Annotated in this window: 20 protein-coding genes and 1 riboswitch; of the genes, 11 read left to right on the top strand and 9 right to left on the bottom strand. The window is 59.2% G+C overall.

Annotated elements, in window-relative coordinates:
• Positions 1 to 43: 43 nt before the first annotated feature.
• Together metF and ahcY are read right to left on the bottom strand one after the other, a co-directional pair.
• A complete protein-coding gene (gene metF / locus NL64_RS07505; RefSeq protein ID WP_034147512.1) occupies positions 44 to 889 on the bottom strand; it encodes a methylenetetrahydrofolate reductase [NAD(P)H] in 846 nt (281 codons plus the stop codon).
• A 176-nt stretch (positions 890 to 1,065) separates the two neighbouring features.
• Complete coding sequence (gene ahcY, locus NL64_RS07500; RefSeq protein ID WP_034147511.1) at positions 1,066 to 2,475, bottom strand: adenosylhomocysteinase; 1,410 nt, start codon at positions 2,473 to 2,475, stop codon at positions 1,066 to 1,068.
• Positions 2,476 to 2,498: 23 nt separating this feature from the next.
• Positions 2,499 to 2,601: riboswitch (S-adenosyl-L-homocysteine riboswitch) on the bottom strand.
• Between the two features lie 198 nt (positions 2,602 to 2,799).
• Here ahcY and NL64_RS07495 point away from each other — a divergent pair.
• Together NL64_RS07495 and NL64_RS07490 are read left to right on the top strand one after the other, a co-directional pair.
• Positions 2,800 to 3,204 (top strand): acyl-CoA thioesterase, encoded by a 405-nt coding sequence (locus NL64_RS07495; RefSeq protein WP_034147510.1) that lies wholly within the window; start codon positions 2,800 to 2,802, stop codon positions 3,202 to 3,204.
• Positions 3,205 to 3,377: 173 nt separating this feature from the next.
• Positions 3,378 to 4,268, top strand: coding sequence for a formate/nitrite transporter family protein (locus NL64_RS07490; protein WP_034147509.1), 891 nt, complete (start codon positions 3,378 to 3,380; stop codon positions 4,266 to 4,268).
• Positions 4,269 to 4,314: 46 nt separating this feature from the next.
• On the opposite strand, the gene NL64_RS07485 is transcribed toward NL64_RS07490, so the two are convergent.
• Positions 4,315 to 6,327 (bottom strand): patatin-like phospholipase family protein, encoded by a 2,013-nt coding sequence (locus tag NL64_RS07485; protein ID WP_080757891.1) that lies wholly within the window; start codon positions 6,325 to 6,327, stop codon positions 4,315 to 4,317.
• 250 nt (positions 6,328 to 6,577) lie between these two features.
• Entirely contained in the window at positions 6,578 to 7,747 is a 1,170-nt protein-coding gene (locus NL64_RS07480; protein ID WP_034147508.1) for an MFS transporter, read from the bottom strand.
• A 284-nt stretch (positions 7,748 to 8,031) separates the two neighbouring features.
• Between NL64_RS07480 and NL64_RS07475 the strand changes: the two genes are divergently transcribed.
• Both NL64_RS07475 and NL64_RS07470 read left to right on the top strand, forming a co-directional pair.
• Entirely contained in the window at positions 8,032 to 8,865 is an 834-nt protein-coding gene (locus NL64_RS07475) for an EamA family transporter (RefSeq protein WP_034147507.1), read from the top strand.
• A gap of 31 nt (positions 8,866 to 8,896) precedes the next feature.
• The gene (locus NL64_RS07470) at positions 8,897 to 9,280 is read left to right on the top strand and encodes an MAPEG family protein (protein ID WP_034147506.1); all 384 of its coding nucleotides are present in this window, start codon (positions 8,897 to 8,899) and stop codon (positions 9,278 to 9,280) included.
• 91 nt (positions 9,281 to 9,371) lie between these two features.
• On the opposite strand, the gene mltA is transcribed toward NL64_RS07470, so the two are convergent.
• Entirely contained in the window at positions 9,372 to 10,544 is a 1,173-nt protein-coding gene (gene mltA, locus NL64_RS07465; RefSeq protein WP_034147505.1) for a murein transglycosylase A, read from the bottom strand.
• A gap of 127 nt (positions 10,545 to 10,671) precedes the next feature.
• Here mltA and NL64_RS07460 point away from each other — a divergent pair, with 127 nt between their 5' ends.
• On the top strand, positions 10,672 to 11,121 hold the full coding sequence (locus tag NL64_RS07460) for a c-type cytochrome (RefSeq protein WP_034147504.1): 450 nt from the start codon (positions 10,672 to 10,674) through the stop codon (positions 11,119 to 11,121).
• Between the two features lie 168 nt (positions 11,122 to 11,289).
• Here the strand turns inward: NL64_RS07460 and NL64_RS07455 are convergent, their stop codons facing one another.
• From NL64_RS07455 to NL64_RS07440, 4 genes are all read right to left on the bottom strand, one after another.
• The gene (locus NL64_RS07455) at positions 11,290 to 11,685 is read right to left on the bottom strand and encodes a DUF1090 domain-containing protein (RefSeq protein ID WP_034147503.1); all 396 of its coding nucleotides are present in this window, start codon (positions 11,683 to 11,685) and stop codon (positions 11,290 to 11,292) included.
• Between the two features lie 96 nt (positions 11,686 to 11,781).
• Complete coding sequence (gene ligB / locus NL64_RS07450) at positions 11,782 to 13,452, bottom strand: NAD-dependent DNA ligase LigB (RefSeq protein ID WP_034147502.1); 1,671 nt, start codon at positions 13,450 to 13,452, stop codon at positions 11,782 to 11,784.
• 258 nt (positions 13,453 to 13,710) lie between these two features.
• Positions 13,711 to 14,901: a methionine adenosyltransferase gene (gene metK / locus NL64_RS07445; protein WP_008050251.1), complete on the bottom strand. Its 1,191-nt coding sequence runs from the start codon at positions 14,899 to 14,901 to the stop codon at positions 13,711 to 13,713.
• Between the two features lie 18 nt (positions 14,902 to 14,919).
• Positions 14,920 to 15,915: an ArsR/SmtB family transcription factor gene (locus NL64_RS07440; RefSeq protein ID WP_034147501.1), complete on the bottom strand. Its 996-nt coding sequence runs from the start codon at positions 15,913 to 15,915 to the stop codon at positions 14,920 to 14,922.
• Between the two features lie 261 nt (positions 15,916 to 16,176).
• Between NL64_RS07440 and tkt the strand changes: the two genes are divergently transcribed.
• From tkt to fba, 6 genes are all read left to right on the top strand, one after another.
• On the top strand, positions 16,177 to 18,174 hold the full coding sequence (tkt, locus tag NL64_RS07435) for a transketolase (RefSeq protein WP_034147500.1): 1,998 nt from the start codon (positions 16,177 to 16,179) through the stop codon (positions 18,172 to 18,174).
• Positions 18,175 to 18,325: 151 nt separating this feature from the next.
• Positions 18,326 to 19,378, top strand: a complete 1,053-nt coding sequence (gene epd / locus NL64_RS07430) for an erythrose-4-phosphate dehydrogenase (RefSeq protein ID WP_034147499.1) — start codon at positions 18,326 to 18,328, stop codon at positions 19,376 to 19,378.
• Positions 19,379 to 19,390: 12 nt separating this feature from the next.
• On the top strand, positions 19,391 to 20,554 hold the full coding sequence (locus NL64_RS07425) for a phosphoglycerate kinase (protein ID WP_034147498.1): 1,164 nt from the start codon (positions 19,391 to 19,393) through the stop codon (positions 20,552 to 20,554).
• 35 nt (positions 20,555 to 20,589) lie between these two features.
• The gene (locus NL64_RS07420) at positions 20,590 to 20,811 is read left to right on the top strand and encodes a hypothetical protein (protein WP_034147497.1); all 222 of its coding nucleotides are present in this window, start codon (positions 20,590 to 20,592) and stop codon (positions 20,809 to 20,811) included.
• Positions 20,812 to 20,867: 56 nt separating this feature from the next.
• On the top strand, positions 20,868 to 21,200 hold the full coding sequence (locus tag NL64_RS07415; protein WP_034147496.1) for an MliC family protein: 333 nt from the start codon (positions 20,868 to 20,870) through the stop codon (positions 21,198 to 21,200).
• A gap of 264 nt (positions 21,201 to 21,464) precedes the next feature.
• Positions 21,465 to 22,529 (top strand): class II fructose-bisphosphate aldolase, encoded by a 1,065-nt coding sequence (gene fba, locus NL64_RS07410; protein WP_034147495.1) that lies wholly within the window; start codon positions 21,465 to 21,467, stop codon positions 22,527 to 22,529.
• The last annotated feature ends 53 nt before the right edge of the window (positions 22,530 to 22,582 follow it).

The raw sequence follows: 22,582 nt of genomic DNA, 5'->3' as shown, positions 1-22,582 counted from the left end.
GCCGAAAGCTGCGATCTTTTGATCTTGCCTTTACCGCTTTTGCTTAACGCGGCAACTTCAGGTTGTTCCACACTGCCAGGCTGGCTTCGGCCTGATTCAGTGTGTAGAAGTGCAACCCTGGTGCTCCACCTTGCAGCAGTCTTTCGCACATCTCGGTGATGACTTGTTCACCAAAGCGTTGAATGCTCTGGGTGTCGTCGCCGTAGGCTTCCAGTTGCTTGCGGATCCAGCGCGGGATTTCCGCACCGCAAGCGTCAGAGAAGCGCGCGAGTTTGCTGTAGTTGGTGATCGGCATGATCCCCGGCACGATCGGGATGTTCACACCTGCAGCCCGTACCCGCTCGACGAAGTAGAAGTAACTGTCCGCGTTGAAGAAGTACTGGGTGATCGCACTGTCGGCGCCGGCGTTGGCCTTGCGCACGAAATTGGCGATATCGTCTTCGAAGTTGCGTGCTTGCGGATGCATTTCCGGGTAAGCAGCGACTTCGATGTGGAAATGATCGCCGGTCTCTTCACGAATGAATTCAACCAGGTCATTGGCGTGGCGCATTTCGCCGCTGGCCATGCCCATGCCGGAAGGCAGGTCACCGCGCAGGGCAACGATACGCTTGATGCCGGCGGCCTTGTATTGGCTCAGCAGGCCGCGCAAGTCGTCCTTGCTGTCGCCCACGCAAGACAGGTGCGGTGCGGCAGGAACTTTGACTTCGATTTCGAGCTGCAACACGGTGTTGAGCGTGCGATCACGGGTCGAACCGCCAGCGCCGTAGGTGCAGGAAAAGAAATCGGGGTTGTACGAGGCCAACTGACGGGCAGTGGCAAGCAGCTTTTCATGCCCAGCGTCGGTCTTCGTAGGGAAGAACTCGAAGCTGTAGCGACGATCTTGGGACATGGTCATATCCTTGGAAACGCGTAAGCCTGTGGGGCCATTTTGTCCGCTTTCGCCAGCAAGCCGGCTCCTACAGGGTTTACGTCGTACACGATGTACGACCGCTCACTTGTAGGAGCCGGCTTGCTGGCGAAACAGGCAACACGGTGTATCAGAACACCGCGTTGCCAGTCAGCGAATCAGTAACGGTAAGCGTGCGGCTTGAACGGACCTTCGACAGTCACGCCGATGTAGTCGGCCTGGGTCTTGGTCAGTTGAGTCACGACGCCGCCGAAGCCACGGACCATTTCCAGGGCCACTTCTTCGTCGAGTTTCTTCGGCAGTACTTCAACGGTCAGGCGCTCGGCTTTCTGGGCTGGCGACAAGTCGGCGTACTTCTGGCCGAACAGGAAGATCTGCGCCAGAACCTGGTTGGCGAACGAACCGTCCATGATGCGGCTTGGGTGGCCAGTGGCGTTGCCCAGGTTAACCAGACGGCCTTCGGCCAGCAGGATCAGGTAGTCGTCGTTCTGGGCGTCGAACGCGCCAGCGCCGGTACGGTGGATCTTGTGAACCTGTGGCTTCACTTCTTCCCATGCCCAGTTCTTGCGCATGAAAGCGGTGTCGATTTCGTTGTCGAAGTGGCCGATGTTGCAGACAACAGCGCGCTTCTTCAGGGCTTTGAGCATGTTCGCGTCGCAAACATTGACGTTGCCGGTGGTGGTCACGATCAGGTCGATCTTGCCCAGCAGCGCTTTGTCGATGCTCGCTTCAGTACCGTTGTTGATACCGTCGATGAACGGCGAAACCAGCTCGAAGCCGTCCATGCAGGCTTGCATGGCGCAGATCGGGTCGACTTCGGAGACTTTGACGATCATGCCTTCCTGACGCAGGGACTGAGCGGAGCCCTTGCCCACGTCACCGTAACCGATGACCAGCGCTTGCTTGCCGGACAGCAGGTGGTCAGTACCACGCTTGATCGCATCGTTCAGGCTGTGACGGCAGCCGTACTTGTTGTCGTTCTTGCTCTTGGTCACCGAGTCGTTGACGTTGATGGCCGGGATTTTCAGCTCGCCCTTGGCCAGCATGTCCAGCAGGCGGTGAACGCCAGTGGTGGTTTCTTCGGTCACGCCGTGGACGCGATCCAGAACCTGTGGGTACTTCTTGTGCAGCAGCTCGGTCAGGTCGCCGCCGTCGTCGAGGATCATGTTGGCATCCCAAGGCGCGCCATCCTTCAGGATGGTTTGCTCCAGGCACCACTCGTACTCTTGTTCGGTCTCACCTTTCCAGGCGAAAACCGGGATGCCGGCAGCGGCGATGGACGCAGCGGCCTGGTCTTGAGTCGAGAAAATGTTGCAGGACGACCAGCGAACTTCGGCACCCAGGGCAACCAGGGTTTCGATCAGCACGGCAGTCTGAATGGTCATGTGGATGCAGCCGAGGATCTTCGCGCCCTTGAGCGGTTGCTCTTCGGAGTACTTGCGGCGCAGACCCATCAGGGCCGGCATTTCGGATTCGGCGATGATGGTTTCGCGACGGCCCCAGGCAGCCAGGGACATGTCGGCAACTTTGTAATCGTTAAAATCTGCAGGCGTGATAACAGCGCTCATGAAGAGCCTCCATTCGTAATGTATGCGAATGGGCGCCGTTGTGCGTTTAGTGTCTGGCTGATGACAACCAAGCAACGCCCCATCCGAGCCTGACAGGTTGAACCTGCTGCAGCGCCCCTCGGACAGGTGGCGGGAAAACGGTAGCAAATGAAGATTACCGTTTTGAAACGGGGGCGATTATAGCGGGCTATGCTGATCTTCCAAAGCCTTTCTGCTGGTCAATGACCGAACGGTAATCGAGACCATAGTCGATGGTTAATAGAGCTCTGGACCGGGGTCTGCCAAGATACCGCCCATCATTCGGCAAGACGCTCAGGAGTGACCATGAATTTCCACACCCGCAAATGGGTTAAACCCGAAGACCTCAATCCCAACGGCACGCTGTTCGGCGGCAGCCTGCTGCGCTGGCTCGACGAAGAAGCGGCGATCTACGCTATCGTCCAACTGGGCAATCAGCGCGTGGTGACCAAGTACATTTCCGAAATCAACTTCGTCAGCGCCTCGCGCCAGGGCGACATCATCGAGCTGGGTATCACCGCCACCGAGTTCGGTCGCACCTCCATCACCCTCAAGTGCGAAGTGAGGAACAAGATCACCCGCAAAAGCATCCTGACCGTGGAGAAGATCGTGTTCGTCAACCTGGGTGAAGACGGACTCCCTGCGCCACACGGCCGGACCGAGATCAAGTACGTCAAAGACCAGTTCAAGGACGACGCCAGCGTCGAATAATGCGAGACCTGTAGGAGCTGCCGCAGGCTGTGAGATTTTTATCTTGATTCTGTCGTCGTTACTGACAGCTCAAAAACAAGATCAAAAGATCGCAGCCTTCGGCAGCTCCTACAGAACGGATGCCGGTCCGCAAATGTCGTACCTAAACGACACGCCAGCGGTTCAGGAATCCCATGGACACTAAAAAAGATGGCAAGACCCCCGACCTCTCGGCGAAAGAGCAGCACGAGGTCGAAAAAAACCAGCCGCCACGCGCGGCGGTTCTGCACGAAATTATCCGTACCCAGGGCGATAAGGAACTGGAGCGCAGCGTGGCCGCGCTATGGTGGTCAGCGTTAGCCGCCGGACTGACCATGGGCCTGTCGTTGATGGGCATGGGCCTGCTCAATTCCCGTCTGCCGGACGGCGAAGGTTTCAAGGTGATCGCCAGTTTCGGTTATTGCGCCGGCTTTCTCGCGGTGATTCTTGCCCGTCAGCAACTCTTCACCGAAAACACTCTGACCGCCGTGCTGCCGATCATGAGCAAGCCTACGCTGGGCAATTTTGGCCGATTGCTGCGGCTGTGGGCAGTGGTGCTGATCGGCAACCTCTGCGGCACCTTGCTGGTGGCTTACGTCATGCTGGAGCTGCCGATTTTCGACAGCAAGACCGACGTAGCCTTCCTCGACATCGGTCGCAAGGTCATGGAAAACGACGTCAGTCAGATGTTCGCCAAGGGCATCATCTCTGGCTGGATGATCGCCACCATGGTCTGGATGATCCCGTCCATGGAGAGCGCCAAGATGTGGATTATCATCCTCATCACCTACCTCATGGCGCTGGGTGATTTCACGCACATCGTGGTCGGTTCGCTCGAGGTCGGTTATCTGGTGTTTGCCGGCGAACTCCCGTGGAAAGATTTCTGGCTGGTGTTCGCCGGGCCGACACTGGTGGGGAATATCGTGGGTGGCAGTTTTATCTTTGCGTTGATCAGCCATGCACAGATTCGCAGTGAAAGCGGGCCACCGAAAGACGATGGCAGCAAGGCTGGCCCGGACTTTCCCAAAGAAACCACTGAACAGTAATGTAGGGCGAGCAGGGTAGTGCTCGCCTGACGTCCGGCAACTGCGTTTATCGGGCAGGAATCAGCCATGCCCGTGCTTGAGTGATCGTGGTCGAATTGAATGGGCGCGACGAATTCAGGAGGCTGCGCGAGACATATTGATCAGCAATCCGACTGAGTGCCGCGTTGAAGTCCGTGGGGCTCGTTGACTCGCGCAATTCGAATACTGCCTTGTTAAGCAGCTTGACGTTCGAATCAGGCTGGCCGTGACGGTATAGGGAGGGAAAGATCACTTCACTGATGAAGTTTTCGGCTTTGGTTTTGATATCGCGCAGACCCATTTCCTCGATCGCCTTAGTCATCACCACGGATTTGGGTCCTACCAGCTGGGCATCCATGCGTTTAACGGCTTGTAGCAGCTCCATGTAATCTGCAGCGTTTCCCTGGTTGAGTTTATTCGCCAGCCATTCGATTTTGTCTGACCTGTCGCCGAGGTGATCAAGACGGGTGATGGCATCTTTCAGTGGAGCACTAAGATCGAGCCTGTCGGAGCCGGAGGCTTTCGCCTCGATCAGGGCCTGGCTTAATTCGGCCAATGTCTGTTGAGCTTCCTGGCGGAACTGGATGACTTCTGAGCAACCCGTTTCGTACTGCAGTTCAGTCGCCGCCGCGTCGAACAATCGGTCATCTAGGGCGAGCAGGGCGCCGCCGATTGAATTGAACGTGAAGGTTTCGCTGCGTTCGTGGCGTCTCAGGTGATCACCCACCGCAACTTCGAGTTTTTGCTGCAAGTGGTTTTTGTGTTCCAGCGGCATGCTGAAGTTGACGGTCCCATTGAGCATCCCCGTAAAGTCGCCTTTTTCAGTTTTCAATGGAACGGTGATTGTCTGCTTTTCAAAGGCTTTGATGCCGCTCGCTTCTTGTGCATCGCGAGCCGCGTAGCTCACACCGACGAATTTATCGGCGATGTTCGAGCCCAACGTTCCACGATCTTTTTTTGTACCGTCATTGCCGCTCTCGAACTTGAGAATCAACTGATCGCGTTCGGGAATCGGGCTCATCGGGAATTGCGGTTCGTAAAGGTCCGCGACCGGGGTGTTGAGCATGATTCCGCCGTCCTGGAAGGCGGTCAGTTCTCCGTCAGTCTGGAACGGCAATCCCTGTTCCGAAGGCTTCTGGAAAACCACGGGCAGCGAGCCGGAAATATGGGCGGCGCGGGCCACGTCCATCTCCGGGGTCAGGCTTGCATTGAATACCACCATCTGCGGTCGATCGTCGAACATGGCTGTGCCGGTGATGTGCAGTTGCTTGATTTCAGGCATGTCCTTGCTCAGCTTCGCCAGATCACCGAATGTCACATAGCCTTTGTTTTTTATGTGATCTGCGCAGACCCGGGTTTCCTGCGAAAGCTGCCGCTGCGGGTCGCCAAGGGCCTGTTTGAAACGCGACTGAACCGACTCCACCATTTTCTCGTGAAGCAGTTCCTCCAGCGGCTCGGCTTTGGAATGAAGGCGAGGCATTAGATCGAAAAACAGTCGTCCAATGCTTCCAGGCTTTCCCGAGGCCTCCGCAATGACTTTGCCAATAGCGGAACAGGCTTGTTGTATCGGCCCCCGAATCTTGCTGTGACTGTCGAGCAGCGTAACGAGATTGGTTTCGTCCGACATTTTGTCGAAGTCTGCGTAAGACATTCCGCTGGCGATAAAAGCTGCGGAAATAGCGCCGGCCGATGAGCCGGAAATGCTTTGTATTTTGCCCAGCGCCCCTTCAACCTCCAATGCTTTGACCATCCCTGAAAACGCCACGCCCTTGGCGCCACCGCCACTGAGGACCAGATGTTCGATGTCGGGGAGATTCAGGTCCATTTCGACCACTGCATTTTCAAACCGACGGATTGTCAGTCCACGCTCAGTCAGGGATTGCACCAGGGTTTCAGCTCGGCCTTGGCCGATTCGCATTGCACCCCACTTGAAGTCACCCCAATCAATCTCGCTGGGTTCTGTCGGTGCGCTCTGGGAGGTATTTCCAGAAATCGGCAAGGAACTGGGCGGGCGTATTGGGAGGGCAGTGGTAATGGTCATGGGTGTCTCTTCCTTTGAGAACGGTTACGGAAGTCGCACTTTAGGAGACTCAAGGGGGCTTGAGTACGTGGTGCAATGAGTTGAGACACACGGCTGAAACGGCATTAAGAAGTGGCGGAGAAAGGCTGAAAAGGCTCTGGTGTGAGCCTTTCAGCTGGGCATCAAAAGCGCGGTGAAAGGGGCTTAGGAAACTTCATACGGCTTGCGTCCGAATTGTCCGAGCCTTCCATTCCGTTTTTCGCGTCGCTAATTAGCCGGCCATCTCTGGCGCAGTGGCACCGCGACGTTGCAGGTAGATAAAAAACAGCGCAGTCAGCACGGTCAGGCCGCTGACCAGCGCGCCGGTCCAGGGTAGGTCAGCGAGGTCTGCGCCGCTGGCGACCACCAGGCCGCCGATCCAGGCACCGGCGGCGTTACCGAGATTGAACGCGCTCTGGTTCAGCGTCGATCCAAGGTTCGGCGCCTCATGGGCCTGATCGATGATCAGCAGTTGCAAGATCGGGCACAGGGCGAACGCAAAAATTCCCCACAGCACCAGCGTGATCGCTGCCGGGACAACCGAGTGGCTTGTTTGGGTGAAAGCGGCCAGTACCAGCACCACGGCGAACACCATGCCGACCAGTGAAGGCAACAGGCGGCTGTCAGCCAGGCGCCCGCCAAGCATGCTGCCTGCCGTCAGACCCACGCCGAACAACAGCAGCATGACGGTTACGCCATGGGGGCTGACGCCGGTGATGTCCTGCAGGATCGGCGCGATGTAGGTGAACACGCTGAACAGACTGGTTGAGGCCAGCACGCTCATCCCCAGCGCCAACAGCACGTTGGCCTTGCCCAACACCTTGAACTCGCTGGCCAGGTTGGCTTTGTCCATCGCGATGTTTTTTGGCAGCCAGACCCATTGCGCGATGGCTGCGATCACACCAATCACCGACACGGCCCAAAAGGTCGAGCGCCAGCCGGCGTATTGGCCGAGCGCAGTGCCCAACGGCACGCCAAGGACGTTGGCCAAGGTCAGGCCGGTGAACATCATCGCAATCGCCTGGGCCCGCTTGTTGGGTGCCACCAGGCCGGCGGCTACGACCGAACCAATGCCGAAGAACGCGCCATGACACAGCGCCGTCACCACTCGTGCAGCCATCAGCGTGGCGTAATTCGGTGCCAGGGCGCAGAGCATGTTGCCGAGGATGAACATCAGGGTCATGCCCAGCAGCGTGGCTTTGCGCGGCATGTTGGCGGTGCCGACCGCGAGGATCGGCGCGCCGAACACCACGCCCAGGGCGTAGCCGGTGATCAGCAATCCAGCGTGCGGAATACTCACTGCAAGGTCGCGGGCAACATCGGGCAACAAGCCCATGATGACGAATTCGGTGGTGCCGATGCCGAACGCGGCAACAGCGAGGGCAAGCAAAGCGAGTGGCATGCGCAAGGTCTCTGTCGGTAGTCTTGACGCTGTGATCAGGCATACGCATGCCGATGACCGTTCTCGACGAGAGCGGGCAGGGCAGAATTTTTATTGGAATTAGTCGGTGTGCAACTGAGTGCGGCGTGGTCGCTTGCAGTATAAACAGCTGCTGACATATGGCGAATCAATTCTCTGACCAGCCCTTGTAGGAGCCGGCTTGCTGGCGATGGCGATCTCAGGAACGCCATCGCCAGCAAGCCGGCTCCTACAAGGGGGGCCGTCAACAAATAAAGGAGTAGGCCGTGCTTGCGACGGCGTTGGTGTTGGTGGCTGCACTGTTGCATGCGACGTGGAATACCCTGATCAAATTCAGTGCCGAGCGTTTGCTGGTGGTGGCCTGCATGGACAGCGTGGCGATGTTGTTTGTCGCGCTGATGCTGCCGTTCGTGGAGCTGCCTGCGCTGGAAATCTGGCCGTGGATTCTCGCCTCGGCAGCGTTCGAATTGCTCTACCGCTATTTGCTGATCCAGGCCTATCGGGTTGGCGATCTGGGACTGGTCTATCCGCTGATGCGGGGTTTATCGCCGTTGGTGGTGTTGGCGCTGACGCTGATATTCGCCGGCGAAGTGCTGACCCATCAGCAGATCTTTGGAATTTTGTTGATCCCGCTCGGCATGCTTTGCCTGCTTTGGCAGGGTGGAGGCGGTGCGCGACTGCCGTGGTCGATGCTGCCGGTGGTGGCGCTGATCGGACTGTGCATCGGTTGCTACACCTTCATCGATGGCCAGGCGCTGCGGCGCTGGTCGCATCCACTGGATTACCTGGTCTGGGTGACGTTGATCAGTGCCTGGCCGTTTCCGCTGCTGGCCTGGGTGCGCAAGCGGCCAGCGTTCAAATTGTTTTGGAGAGAGCAATGGCGGTTGGGTTTGGCGGTCGGGTTCTGCGTGTTGTTCAGCTACGCTCTGGTGCTGTGGGCCATGCAGCTGGGCTCGATTGCCGAAGCGGCTGCCTTGCGCGAGATCAGCGTGATTCTGGTGGTGCTGTTTGGCATGCGTTACCTGAAAGAACCTTTCGGCGGGCCAAGGCTCTTAGCCTGTGGGCTGGTTTTGATCGGCATGTTGGTCATGAAATTTTGATTGCTCTGATACGTGAGAAAGGGACTGCTTTATGACTGTTGCTCTGTGGTGCATTTTGATTGCGATTTTCCTGCCCTATGTCTGCACGGGCATCGCCAAGGCCAGTGGTGGATTTCGTCTGAGTGACAACCATGACCCTCGGGACTTTCTCGAGTCGCTCAATGGGGTGGCCCGGCGCGCGCATGCGGCGCAACTGAACAGTTTTGAAGTGACCCCGGCGTTCGTCGCGGCAGTGATCGTGGCGCACCTGGTGGGCAATGCCGAGCTGGTGACGATCAATGTGTTGGCGGTGATGTTCATCACCAGTCGGCTGCTGTACATCATTTGCTATCTGGCGGACTGGGCGATTTTGCGGTCGTTGATGTGGTTCGTGGGGATGGGGTTGATTGCCGCGTTCTTTGTGGTATCGGTTTAAAGGCAAGATCAAAAGATCGCAGCCTGCGGCAGCTCCTACATGGGGTTTGTGTGAGCCCTGTAGGAGCTGCCGCAGGCTGCGATCTTTTGCTTTAAGGCTTGTCGGCGACCTGCGGCACTTGTGGCAACGCCGCGCCCTTGGGCCACAGCATCCAGATCTGCCCCTGCTGCTTCATGTCTCCCGCCAGTTGCCCGGCCGCTTCGCCGGTGCCCCAGAACAGATCCGCACGAACCTCGCCGGCAATCGCGCCGCCGGTGTCCTGAGCCGCCACCGGGCGGACCAGCGCAGTGCCGTCCGGTTTGGTGGTGGATAACCACAACAGGCTGCCCAGCGGGATTACCTTGCGATCCACCGCCGCGCTATAGCCGGCCGTCAACGGCACGTTCAGCGAACCGCGCGGGCCTTCGTTGCTATCGGGGTTCTGGGTGAAGAACACATAACTTGGGTTGCTGGCGAGCAGTTCCGGAATGCGCGAAGGATTGGCCTTGGCCCAACTGCTGATCGCACCCATGGTCACGTCTTCTTTCTTCAATTCACCTTGCTCAACCAGCCAGCGCCCGATCGGTCGATAAGGGTGGCCGTTCTGGTCGGCATAGGCGATTCGCAGTTGACGACCGCTGTCGAGCTGGATACGGCCAGAGCCCTGGATTTGCAAGAACTGCAGGTTCATCGGGTCGGTCAACCAGGCCACGACCGGAGCCTTGACGCCTTTTGCTCCGATGGTTGCGGCATCGTCGTAAGGCTTGAGTACGCGGCCTTCAAGTCGACCGCGCAGGCGTTTGCCTTTGAGTTCCGGGTAGAGGCTATCCAGCGAGACGATGATCATGTCTTCGGGCACGCCATATACCGGGACGTTCGCCGTTGTGGTCTGGGTCAGGCTGCCGGGGTACACCGGTTCGTAATAGCCAGTGATCAAGCCGTTGGGATTGTCGTTGGCGGCGCGCAGCCCGTAGACATCAAGGTTCTGCTTGAGGAAACCGCGAATCTCGCTGGCGGTTTGCGGCACGTTGGCAGCCTCCGCGCAAGTTCCGCCCCAGACCGGATCGGCCTTGAGTCGGGTGCAGGCGCTGCGCCACGAACCGAAACCGGCAACGAGGTCGTTGTCGGATACTGCCGGCAGGGCTTCCCAAGTAGCGCTGGAGTAGGTGGCCAGGGCGTGGGTTTTCGGCTTGTTGTTGTCGCCACCGGTGCAGCCTGCGAGCAGGGCCACCATCGGCAGAGTCCAGGTCAGGCTGTGACGCCATGCCTTGAAACGGCTGTTCATGGAGTAATTCCTTTGCCGGTTGCCCGAGTGCTCCATGCGCTCAGGCAACCCGTATTGATAATAGGGCTATTGGTCTTTGCCGATGACGCGAGGATACTGGCCGCCGTTCCCGTGACCTGAAGCCACCATGACTCTTAAAAGACTTTCTGTTGTATTGCTGGCCTGCCTGACGATGTCCGCTTGCGGTGGCGTCGACCCCCATTCGCCGCTCGGTCAGCGCAAGGCTATTTTCAAGCAGATGCTCAAGACCGGTGAAGACCTGGGTGGCATGTTGCGTGGCCGTATTCCGTTCGATGGACCCAAATTCGCGGATGGCGCGGTGAAGCTCGATGCGCTGTCCCATGAACCGTGGAAACATTTCCCGCAAGTGCGTGAGGAAGACCACACCAGCGCCAAAAGCGATGTCTGGGAGCAGCAAGCGCGCTTTCAGACAATGGCCCGCGACCTTGAAACCGCCACCGGTGAATTGGTGATTGCCAGCCAGGTACAACCTTACAAGGCCAGCAATCTGGGGCCGGCGGTGCAGAAGGTTGAAGATGCCTGTAGTGCTTGTCATAAGGCGTTTCGGGATCATTGATTTGCGCATTTGTGGCGAGGGAGCTTGCTCCCGCTCGGCGGCGAAGCCGTCGTAAATCCGGCTGACCGAATACAGCTCACTAAACGCTATTGAATGGTTATAGGGCTGCTTCGCAACCCAGCGGGAGCAAGCTCCCTCGCCACAAAAGCTTACTTGTTTAGCCGGGGTTTACTTATCCAGCTCATCCACCGCTTCCTGCAATTCCTTGCGGGACTCGGCGAGTTTGTCTTTGCGCTTGTTGATCTTCTCCGGGTCGCCTTTTTTCATGGCCTTGTCGAGGTCGGCCTGACGCTGGCTGACTTCGTGTTTGGCGTCGAGCACCTTGTTTTCCCGTTCCTTTTTCAACGAGGCGTCAGTGCAGTTGGCAGTGACTTCGCTCAGGGCTGTTTCCAGTCCCGCCTGCTGGTCTGCATTGCCGCGGGACTTGGCCAATTCGATCTGATTGATGATGCCTTGCTTCTTGGCAGCGCAGCCGGTCAGCTCCGGTGCGTCCTCGGCCGCCATCAACGGAGCGGCCATCACGCTGCAAAGGGTCAACAAGGCGAGCGGTGAAAGAAATTTCATAAAAGCTCCATGTGGAAAGGCAATCGAATCAGTGCGGCGATGGCTTGTTTGAGCTCATCGGTGCTATGGGGTTCCCCGGTGGCCAGGCCTCGCCGGCTATTGAAAACCGTCAATCCCTGCCCCGCGTAATGTCTCACTCAAGGCCAGGACCTGCGGGTCGCGGAAAAATGCGCTCAATTGCGCCGCGCGTCCCGGGCCTATGCCGTCTTCGGCCTGCCATTGTTCGGTGTCTCGCTGTGCCAATGTCTGCCATGAATCGGCGAGACGTGCCTGACCTGTCGGTGGCAAGCCCAAGGCTTTCAGCCAGCGCAAAAAAGGGCGCTGGCGGGCGCTGTTGAAACTGGCCTCAAGGCGGGCAGCACTTCGCTCGCCGAAACCGTCAATGGTAGCAAGCTCTTGAGCGTCGAGGGTCAACCAATCCAGAAGGCTGTTCAGACGACCTGTTTCAAGAAGTTTTTCCCAAGTGCCAGGGCCGACGTGGGGCAGCGCCAGACCGTGCTTGCCGCTGAGCCAGGTGAGGCGCGCGAGAAACTGGCTTTCGCATCCCGGCGTCGGCTGCCAGCAACTCATTGGATGAAAGTCCGCTGCCAGCGGCACTTTCAGTTCGGCGCGCTCGGTGCTGCGCAACACAACGCCATCCAGCCTTGGAATGGTCAGGCCGGCCAGGCTGATGGCGACCTGGTCACCCGGTCGAATGCCCAGCGCTTGCCAGCGTTGCAGTGAGCTCACGCTGACGCGTTTGATTTGCCGGTCGTCGAGCATCACCGGCGTCAGTTCCAGCAGCGGGGTAATCCGCCCCGTGCGGCCAATCTTGAAGTGAACCTTGCGCACTTCGGCCAATGCCTGAGCGAAGGGATACTTCCACGCGACACTCCAATACGGCGGTTTGACTTGCCAGCGTTCGACAGCTGGACGTTGCTCCTGGCGCAGGACAATCCCGTCGCTGGCAAAGGGCAGGGGCGTGCGATACCAGTGATCACGCCAGCGCTCGGCGTCTGCCAATGCGCTGATCGGCTGGCTAAAGGGCGCGGTGCTGGCAAAGCCCAGTTCGTCCAGCATCGCGATTCGGGCCGGCAAACTGGCCGGGCCTTGGGGCCAGTCCCAGACAAACAGGCCGATGCCGCCAGCCTGCTCTGTGCTCAATGTTTTGCGCGCCATCAAGCCTGCCACTGTGCTTCGGGCGTTGCGGCTGCCGGCCTGTGCTTGCACGTGGTCGGTGAGGCGCCAATAGAGTTCACCTTGCACCAGCAGGTCCCGAGGCTGTGAAAGTTGTTGGGGAATGGCAGCGATCTGGCGCGCCGAAGTCGTCCAGTCCTGACCCTGTGCACCGTCGCCACGACTGATCGCCTGAGTCAGCAGGCCTTGCCGATAAATCAGGGTGACTGCCACGCCATCGACCTTGGGTTGGACCCAAACGTCTTTACGATCGCGCAGCCAGTGTTCGACGGCCCGGACATCGCGCAGTTTTTCCTGGCCGGTGTGGGCGACGGGGTGTGGGACCGTTCCGCCCGCGGAGTGCAACGGGTCTTTGGCCGGGCCCGGATTGAAACATCGGCGCCATTCGGTGAGTTGTGCGCGGGATTGGTCGTAGAGTTCGTCGGCAATCAATGAACGGCCTGCGCGATGGTATTGGTCGTCCCAGGTGTCGATTTGTTTTTGCAGTGCGGTGATTTCGGCCAAGGCGCGCGCGGGCGGCCAGTCGGGGCATGTGGCGGCGTTGGTTGCATGACAGAGGAATGTCAGAAGGAAAGCGATGAACACGCGCATTGTGAGCTTCCTTGCTCATTATGGATGCTCGAAGGTTAGTCAGGATTGTGCGGCCGGAATGACGGGTGTTTTGCTTGGTGTTTCTAAGGTGATTGGGCTGGCCCCATCGCGAGCAGGCTCGCTCCCACAGGGGATCTGCGTCGTGCACAGGTGTGGGAGCGAGCCTGCTCGCGAAAGCGGCAACACGGTCTTAGGCGCAGACAATAAAAAGCCCCGCACGGCGAACCGTGCGAGGCTTTTGGTACCGCCAGGGAAGTCTTACAGGCCGGCAGCGGAACGCAAGGCGTCGGCGCGGTCGGTTTTTTCCCATGTGAACGTGGTGAAGGTGTCGTCACCCACAGTCTTGGTCGCCGGGGTGCGACCGAAGTGGCCATACGCAGCGGTTTCCTGGTACATCGGGTGCAGCAGGTCGAGCATGGTGGTGATTGCGTATGGACGCAGGTCGAACACTTCACGGACCAGTTTGACGATCTTGTCGTCACTGATCTTGCCAGTGCCGAAGGTGTTCAACGAGATCGAAGTCGGTTGAGCAACACCGATCGCGTAGGAAACCTGAATCTCGCAGCGCTCGGCCAGGCCGGCAGCGACGATGTTCTTGGCCACGTAACGACCGGCGTAGGCAGCCGAACGGTCAACCTTCGATGGATCTTTACCGGAGAACGCGCCGCCGCCGTGACGGGCCATGCCGCCGTAGCTGTCAACGATGATCTTGCGACCGGTCAAGCCGCAGTCACCCACCGGGCCGCCGATGATGAACTGGCCGGTCGGGTTGATGTGGAACTGGGTGTCTTTGGACAGCAGTTCGGCAGGCAGCACGTGCTTGACGATCAGCTCCATCACGCCTTCGCGCAGGTCGTTGTACGACACTTCAGGGTTGTGCTGAGTCGACAGAACAACCGCGTCGATACCGACAACCTTGCCGTTTTCGTAGCGGCAGGTCACTTGCGACTTGGCGTCCGGGCGCAACCAAGGCAGCAGGCCGGATTTACGGGCTTCTGCCTGGCGCTGAACCAGTTGGTGCGAGAAGGTGATCGGTGCAGGCATCAGCACGTCGGTTTCGTTGCTGGCGTAGCCGAACATCAGGCCCTGGTCGCCGGCGCCCTGATCTTCAGGCTTGGCACGGTCGACACCCTGGTTGATGTCAGGGGACTGCTTGCCGATGATGTTCATCACGCCGCAGGTCGCGCCGTCGAAGCCGACGTCGGAGCTGGTGTAGCCGATGTTGGTGATCACGTCACGAACGATCTGCTCCAGGTCAACCCAGGCCGAAGTGGTGACTTCGCCGGCGATGATCGCCACGCCCGTTTTCACCAGAGTCTCGCACGCCACACGGGCGAACTTGTCTTCAGCAATGATGGCGTCCAGCACCGCATCAGAAATCTGGTCGGCGATTTTGTCCGGATGCCCTTCAGACACGGACTCGGAGGTGAAAAGGGAGTATTCGCTCATCTCGATTTTTTCCTGAATTTACCGATGGTGAGTGTCGCCAGCCGGTCGCTGAAAATGGCGGACCTGGATCTGGAAACCATTACGTAAGCCTACATAGAGGCTTTCCCCGGGAACGAGTCCCGCAGCGGTGGCCCAACGGGCCAGATCGTCCTGTTCAAACCCCAACCAGAGATCACCGCAGGCCTCCTTGGCCCAACTCTGGTTGTGGCTACATAACTCTGTCACTAACAGGCTACCGCCTGGTTGCAGCAAATCGGCCATGTGCTTGAGCGCTTCGGCTGGCGCGGCGAAATGGTGCAGCACCATGTTCAGTACCACGCAATCTGCCGTCAGGCTGACGCCGTTCAGTGCATCGGCCAATTGCAGGTTAACGTTAGCCAACGCTTCACGCTCGCAGACCTGGCGTGCCAGTTCGAGCATCGCCGGGCTGTTATCCAGCGCGGTGACCTGTGAGAAGCGGCGCGCCAGCTCCGGCAAAAATGCACCATCGCCAGGGCCGACTTCGATGGCGGTGGCGCCGTCGCCGAAACTCAACTTGTCGAGCAATGCCACGACGCTTTCGCGGTATTGCGGCAGGCCGGCGATCAAGTCTTGCTGGGCGCGAAACTTCTCCGCAACCCGTGAGAAAAAGTCCTGACTGGCCGCCGCTCGTTGCCCGTGAACCTGAGTGATCCGCGATTGCACATCGGCAGGCAGGGTCAACTCATCCACTTCTTCGAGCAAGGCTGCGTGCAGCTTGCCGCCGAGCAGCTCGGTGTGGGGCAGGGCACGACGGTAGAAAATCGCATTGCCTTCACGACGAGTCGCCACCAGGTCGGCCTGGGCCAGCACCTTGAGGTGATGACTCATGCCCGACTGGCCGATGCCGAAGATCTGCGCCAGTTCCAGCACGCCGAACGAATCGTTGGCCAAGGCGCGCAATACATTCAATCGCAGAGGATCGCCGCCGGCCTTGCACAGGGCCGCCAGCTCGTCGCAATCGTCATGTTGAATGGAAGGCACGCGTAAATTCATAAGGCCGGCAGTCTAGTCATGGGTCGAAAGCATCGCAAGGGCAATATCAAAAAGTTTTGATATTGGACGATAGATGGCACTTCTCACGAGGTGGTTAACTCTACAAACGAACAGCGGAAAGGTTTCACCAGCCGAATACGCCGTAATCCATTGGAAAAACGCCTTCAGATGACTATCTGTGATTGCCCCGAGGCGGCCCGGTGAGGGAAAATGCTCGCCTTTTTTCCGTTTCGTTTTATTCAAGCCCCCAGGAGAACAGCGATGCCTAGCCGTCGTGAGCGTGCCAACGCCATTCGTGCCCTCAGCATGGATGCCGTGCAAAAAGCCAACAGCGGCCATCCCGGTGCCCCTATGGGTATGGCAGATATCGCCGAAGTGCTTTGGCGCGACTACCTCAAGCACAACCCGAGCAATCCATCGTTCGCCGACCGTGACCGCTTCGTGCTGTCCAACGGTCACGGCTCGATGTTGATCTATTCGCTGCTGCACCTGACCGGCTATGACCTGTCGATCGAAGACCTGAAACAATTCCGCCAGTTGCACAGCCGCACTCCGGGTCACCCGGAACTCGGCTACACCCCGGGCGTAGAAACCACCACCGGTCCACTGGGCCAAGGTCTGGCCAATGCCGTGGGTTTTGCCCTGGCTGAAAAGGTCCTGGCGGCGCAGTTCAACCGTCCTGGCCACAACATCGTCGACCACCACACCTATGTGTTCCTGGGTGATGGCTGCATGATGGAAGGCATTTCCCACGAAGTCGGCTCCCTGGCCGGCACCTTGGGCCTGGGCAAACTGATCGCCTTCTACGATGACAACGGCATCTCCATCGATGGCGAAGTCGAAGGCTGGTTCACCGACGACACGCCGAAGCGTTTCGAAGCCTACAACTGGCAAGTGATCCGCAACGTCGACGGTCACGACCCGGAAGAGATCAAGACCGCGATCGAGACGGCGCGCAAAAGCGAGCAACCAACCCTGATCTGCTGCAAGACCACCATCGGCTTCGGTTCGCCGAACAAGCAAGGCAAGGAAGACTGCCACGGCGCCCCACTGGGTGACGCGGAAATCGCCCTGACCCGCGCTGCGCTGAAGTGGAACCACGGCCCGTTCGAAATCCCGGCCGATATCTACGCCGAGTGGGACGCCAAGGAAGCCGGCCGCGCAGTCGAAGCCGAGTGGGACCAGCGTTTCGCTGCCTATTCCGCCGCATTCCCGACCGAAGCCAACGAACTGATCCGTCGTCTGAGCGGCGAACTGCCGGCTGACTTCTCCGAGAAGGCCGATGCCTATATCGCTGAAGTGGCCGCCAAAGGCGAAACCATCGCCAGCCGTAAAGCCAGCCAGAACGCCCTGAACGCATTCGGTCCGCTGCTGCCTGAGTTCCTCGGCGGTTCGGCTGACCTCGCCGGTTCCAACCTGACCCTGTGGAAAGGTTGCAAAGGCGTCACCGCCGAAGATGCCAGCGGCAACTACATGTACTACGGCGTGCGCGAGTTCGGCATGACCGCGATCATGAACGGCGTTGCCCTGCACGGCGGCCTGGTGCCTTACGGCGCGACCTTCCTGATGTTCATGGAGTACGCCCGCAACGCGGTACGCATGTCGGCCCTGATGAAGCAGCGTGTGATCCACGTCTATACCCACGACTCCATCGGTCTGGGCGAAGACGGCCCGACTCACCAGCCAATCGAGCAACTGGCCAGCCTGCGCTGCACGCCGAACCTCGATACCTGGCGTCCAGCCGATGCCGTTGAATCGGCTGTGGCCTGGAAAAACGCTCTGGAGCGCAAGGACGGTCCTTCGGCCCTGATCTTCTCGCGTCAGAACCTGCAGCACCAAACCCGTGATGCCGGGCAGATCGCCGACATCAACCGTGGCGGTTACGTGTTGAAGGACTGTGCAGGCGAGCCTGAGCTGATCCTGATCGCCACCGGTTCGGAAGTGGGTCTGGCCGTTCAGGCTTTCGACAAGCTGACCGAGCAGGGCCGTAACGTGCGTGTGGTTTCCATGCCGTGCACCAGCGTGTTCGATGCCCAGGACGCCGGCTACAAGCAATCGGTTCTGCCGTTGCAGGTCAGCGCCCGTATCGCCATCGAAGCCGCTCACGCGGACTACTGGTACAAGTACGTGGGCCTGGAAGGTCGCGTGATTGGCATGACCACCTACGGCGAGTCGGCGCCTGCGCCTGCCTTGTTCGAAGAGTTCGGCTTCACCCTGGAAAACATCCTGGGTCAGGCTGAAGAGTTGCTGGAAGACTGATCCAGAAAAGGTGTTGCCTGAGCCGACGCCATCGCGGGCAAGCCCGCTCCCACAGGGATATACACCGTCCATGTGGGAGCGGGCTTGCCCGCGATAGCGGTCGATCAGGCGACGCTGCAATAACGGATTCACCACGGTAATCGAGAACCCCATGCCTCAACCGCGTCCCTACAAAGTTGCACTCAACGGCTACGGCCGGATTGGTCGTTGCGTCTTGCGTGCGTTGTTCGAGCGAGGCGAGAGGGCCGGGTTTGAAATTGTCGCGATCAACGATCTGGCCGACATGGCCAGCATCGAATACCTGACACGCTTCGACTCCACTCACGGGCGTTTTCCCGGTGAAGTGAAGGTCGACGGCGATTGTCTGCATATTAATGGCGACTGCGTGAAGGTCCTGCGCAGTGCCACCCCCGAAGGCATCGATTGGGCGTCCCTGGGCGTCGATCTGGTGCTGGAGTGCTCCGGCGCTTACCACACTCGCGACGACGGCCAGCGTTTCCTCGACGCCGGCGCACCTCGGGTGCTTTTTTCCCAGCCGATGGCCAGCGAGGCGGATGTCGACGCCACCATCGTCTATGGTGTGAACCAGGATTGCCTGACCGGCGACGAGTTGCTGGTTTCCAACGCGTCCTGCACCACCAACTGCGGCGTGCCGCTGTTGCGTCTGCTGGATCAGGCCATTGGTCTTGAGTACGTGTCGATTACTACCATCCACTCGGCGATGAATGATCAGCCGGTGATCGATGCCTATCACCACGAAGACCTGCGCCGAACCCGTTCAGCGTTCCAGTCGGTGATTCCGGTATCCACTGGTCTGGCACGCGGCATCGAACGCTTGCTGCCGGAACTTGCCGGGCGAATTCAGGCCAAAGCCGTACGCGTGCCGACGGTGAACGTGTCTTGCCTCGACATCACGATGCAGACCGTCAGCGATACCGACGCTGCCGAGGTCAACCGGATCCTGCGCGAGGCTGCCATCAGCGGCCCGCTCAAAGGCCTGCTGGCCTACACCGAGTTACCTCACGCCAGTTGCGATTTTAACCATGACCCACATTCGGCGATTGTCGATGCCAGTCAGACCCGCGTTTCCGGCCCTCGGCTGGTGAACATCCTGGCCTGGTTCGACAACGAATGGGGTTTTGCCAACCGAATGCTGGATGTTGCAGAACACTATCTGCACACAGCAACTTCAAAAAAACCGTAGGAAGTGCGACCCATGACCGTGTTGAAGATGTCCGACCTCGATCTGCAAGGTAAGCGCGTATTGATCCGCGAAGACCTCAACGTCCCAGTCAAGGACGGTGTTGTCACCAGCGATGCGCGAATCCTGGCTTCGCTGCCGACCATCAAGCTGGCCCTGGAAAAAGGCGCGGCCGTGATGGTTTGCTCGCACCTTGGCCGTCCGACCGAAGGCGAGTTCTCGGCTGAGAACAGTCTCAAGCCAGTCGCCGACTACCTGAGCAAGGCGCTGGGTCGCGAAGTGCCTCTGGTGGCTGATTACCTGGGCGGCGTTGACGTGAAAGCGGGCGACATCGTGCTGTTCGAAAACGTGCGCTTCAACAAGGGCGAGAAAAAGAACGCCGACGACCTGGCCAAGCAATACGCCGCCCTGTGCGACGTGTTCGTGATGGACGCGTTCGGCACCGCTCACCGCGCCGAAGGCTCGACCCACGGCGTGGCCAAGTTCGCCAAGGTTGCAGCGGCAGGTCCGTTGCTGGCTGCCGAGCTGGACGCATTGGGCAAGGCCCTCGGCGCCCCGGCCCAGCCTATGGCGGCCATCGTTGCCGGTTCCAAGGTCTCGACCAAACTCGACGTGCTGAACAGCCTGAGCCAGATCTGCAACCAGCTGATCGTCGGCGGCGGTATTGCCAACACCTTCCTGGCTGCAGCCGGTCATCCGGTCGGCAAATCCCTGTACGAGCCGGACCTGCTCGACACTGCCCGCGCCATCGCCGCCAAAGTCAGCGTGCCATTGCCGGTGGACGTTGTAGTTGCCAAGGAATTCGCCGAAAGCGCAGCAGCGACCGTGAAATTGATCGCTGACGTTGCTGCCGACGACATGATCCTCGACATAGGCCCGCAAACTGCTGCCAACTTCGCCGAGCTGCTGAAATCGTCGAAAACCATTCTGTGGAACGGCCCGGTCGGCGTGTTCGAATTCGACCAGTTCGGTAACGGCACCAAAGTGCTGGCCCAGGCCATCGCAGAAAGCTCGGCGTTCTCCATCGCTGGCGGCGGCGACACTCTGGCAGCCATCGACAAATATGGCGTTGCCGAGCAAATCTCCTACATTTCTACCGGTGGCGGCGCGTTCCTCGAATTCGTCGAAGGCAAGGTGTTGCCAGCCGTTGAAGTGCTGGAAAGCCGGGCCAAGGCCTGAGGGTCGCCCGTTTGACCAGGCAAGGGAGTGTTCAGATGGTCAAGTCGTTCGCGCTGTTGATCGTCGCGGGTTTGCTGGCGGCTTGCGGGAGCAACCCGAAAGCCACGCCGGAGCCTGCACCGGCTGCGCCGCAGCATGGCTGCTATCAGGCCGACTGGCAGGCGGAAACCAATCCGGTGCTCAACAAGCGTTCCGGGCCTGATGGCTTGGACAAATACGAGACCCAGGCCCCTGCCAAGGAACATGGTTGCCCTTGACGGGTCTGACTCTTTACTCAAGGCCGGCGGCGTATGTTGCCGGTCGAGGAACACGGATGAAAGGTTTTATCGCCATTACGGCGCTGGTGTTGTTGGCCGGTTGTTCTCAGTTGAACCTGTTCCAGTCGTCCGCCCCTGTGGATAACTGGACCACCTGGACCTGCGATAGCCAGGCCAAAGTGGTTTGGCGCTATACCGACGACAGCCGCAAGGAAGTCGACGTGCGTCTGGGCGGGGCCGATCAGGTCTACCGCTTGAAGCAGGAGCCGGGTGCGTCGGGTTCGCTGTACAGCAACGACATGCTGGCGTTTCACATAAAAGGCGAGGAAGGCCTGGTTTACTGGGTCGCCACCAATGATTTGATTGGCCGTGGCTGTAAAGCGCAATAAAAATGCCGCCCGCTGGGCTTTTGTGGCGAGGGAGCTTGCTCCCGCTGGAGCGCGAAGCGTTCCCGATCAGATAGCCGGGTTACGACTGCTTCGCAGCCGAGCGCGAGCAAGCTCGCTCGCCACAGGGTTCTTTGTAGTTTTTGAGATTTTGGTAACACCGAATTCGCAGCCCGGGCCAACCCCCGATCTGCAATAACTTGAATAGCCGCCGCCGCTACGGCAGGCTGGCACGATTAACGACCCAAACCGGGAGAGACACACACAATGGCACTTATCAGCATGCGCCAGATGTTGGACCACGCAGCCGAGTTCGGCTACGGCGTTCCAGCCTTCAACGTCAACAACCTTGAGCAGATGCGCGCCATCATGGAAGCCGCTGACAAGACTGACTCCCCGGTGATCGTCCAGGCTTCGGCCGGTGCTCGCAAATACGCCGGCGCACCGTTCCTGCGTCACCTGATCCTGGCAGCCATCGAAGAATTCCCGCACATCCCGGTGTGCATGCACCAGGACCACGGCACCAGCCCTGACGTCTGCCAGCGTTCCATTCAACTGGGCTTCAGCTCGGTGATGATGGACGGTTCCCTGGGCGAAGACGGCAAGACCCCGACCGACTACGACTACAACGTCCGCGTTACCCAACAAACCGTCGCCATGGCTCACGCCTGCGGCGTTTCGGTAGAAGGCGAGCTGGGTTGCCTGGGTTCGCTGGAAACCGGCATGGCCGGTGAAGAAGACGGCATCGGCGCCGAAGGCGTTCTGGATCACAGCCAGATGCTGACCGACCCGGAAGAAGCCGCTGACTTCGTCAAGCGCACTCAGGTCGACGCCCTGGCCATCGCCATCGGCACCAGCCACGGCGCGTACAAGTTCACCAAGCCGCCTACCGGCGACGTACTGGCGATCGACCGCATCAAGGAAATCCACAAGCGCATTCCGAACACTCACCTGGTGATGCACGGTTCGTCTTCGGTTCCGCAAGAGTGGCTGGCGATCATCAACCAGTACGGCGGCGACATCAAAGAAACCTACGGCGTACCGGTTGAAGAAATCGTCGAAGGCATCAAGCACGGCGTGCGCAAGGTCAACATCGACACCGACCTGCGCCTGGCGTCCACCGGTGCCATGCGTCGCCTGATGGCCATCAACCCGAGCGAGTTCGACCCACGTAAATTCTTCGGCGCCACCGTCACCGCCATGCGCGACGTGTGCATCGCTCGCTACGAAGCCTTCGGCACTGCCGGTAATGCTTCGAAGATCAAGGCGATCTCGTTGGAAGGGATGTATCAGCGTTATCTGAAAGGCGAGTTGAACGCTAAGGTCAACTAAGACGCTTCAGTGTTTGAGTTGCATGAAAAACCCGCCGAGAGGCGGGTTTTTTG

Source organism: Pseudomonas fluorescens (assembly GCF_000802965.1).
Taxonomy (GTDB): domain Bacteria; phylum Pseudomonadota; class Gammaproteobacteria; order Pseudomonadales; family Pseudomonadaceae; genus Aquipseudomonas; species Aquipseudomonas fluorescens_A.
This window is presented reverse-complemented; position numbering and strand designations above follow the sequence as displayed.

Excerpts from the sequence above, each read along its gene's own strand:
- NL64_RS07495 (WP_034147510.1), top strand. The coding sequence starts at position 2,800 with ATGAATTTCCACACCCGCAAATGGGTTAAACCCGAAGACCTCAATCCC.
- epd (WP_034147499.1), top strand. The coding sequence starts at position 18,326 with ATGCCTCAACCGCGTCCCTACAAAGTTGCACTCAACGGCTACGGCCGG.
- NL64_RS07485 (WP_080757891.1), bottom strand. The coding sequence starts at position 6,327 with ATGACCATTACCACTGCCCTCCCAATACGCCCGCCCAGTTCCTTGCCG.
- NL64_RS07455 (WP_034147503.1), bottom strand. The coding sequence starts at position 11,685 with ATGAAATTTCTTTCACCGCTCGCCTTGTTGACCCTTTGCAGCGTGATG.
- tkt (WP_034147500.1), top strand. The coding sequence starts at position 16,177 with ATGCCTAGCCGTCGTGAGCGTGCCAACGCCATTCGTGCCCTCAGCATG.
- ahcY (WP_034147511.1), bottom strand. The coding sequence starts at position 2,475 with ATGAGCGCTGTTATCACGCCTGCAGATTTTAACGATTACAAAGTTGCC.
- NL64_RS07425 (WP_034147498.1), top strand. The coding sequence starts at position 19,391 with ATGACCGTGTTGAAGATGTCCGACCTCGATCTGCAAGGTAAGCGCGTA.
- metK (WP_008050251.1), bottom strand. The coding sequence starts at position 14,901 with ATGAGCGAATACTCCCTTTTCACCTCCGAGTCCGTGTCTGAAGGGCAT.
- NL64_RS07480 (WP_034147508.1), bottom strand. The coding sequence starts at position 7,747 with ATGCCACTCGCTTTGCTTGCCCTCGCTGTTGCCGCGTTCGGCATCGGC.
- NL64_RS07415 (WP_034147496.1), top strand. The coding sequence starts at position 20,868 with ATGAAAGGTTTTATCGCCATTACGGCGCTGGTGTTGTTGGCCGGTTGT.
- NL64_RS07460 (WP_034147504.1), top strand. The coding sequence starts at position 10,672 with ATGACTCTTAAAAGACTTTCTGTTGTATTGCTGGCCTGCCTGACGATG.
- fba (WP_034147495.1), top strand. The coding sequence starts at position 21,465 with ATGGCACTTATCAGCATGCGCCAGATGTTGGACCACGCAGCCGAGTTC.
- ligB (WP_034147502.1), bottom strand. The coding sequence starts at position 13,452 with ATGCGCGTGTTCATCGCTTTCCTTCTGACATTCCTCTGTCATGCAACC.
- NL64_RS07440 (WP_034147501.1), bottom strand. The coding sequence starts at position 15,915 with ATGAATTTACGCGTGCCTTCCATTCAACATGACGATTGCGACGAGCTG.
- mltA (WP_034147505.1), bottom strand. The coding sequence starts at position 10,544 with ATGAACAGCCGTTTCAAGGCATGGCGTCACAGCCTGACCTGGACTCTG.
- NL64_RS07470 (WP_034147506.1), top strand. The coding sequence starts at position 8,897 with ATGACTGTTGCTCTGTGGTGCATTTTGATTGCGATTTTCCTGCCCTAT.
- NL64_RS07420 (WP_034147497.1), top strand. The coding sequence starts at position 20,590 with ATGGTCAAGTCGTTCGCGCTGTTGATCGTCGCGGGTTTGCTGGCGGCT.
- metF (WP_034147512.1), bottom strand. The coding sequence starts at position 889 with ATGTCCCAAGATCGTCGCTACAGCTTCGAGTTCTTCCCTACGAAGACC.
- NL64_RS07490 (WP_034147509.1), top strand. The coding sequence starts at position 3,378 with ATGGACACTAAAAAAGATGGCAAGACCCCCGACCTCTCGGCGAAAGAG.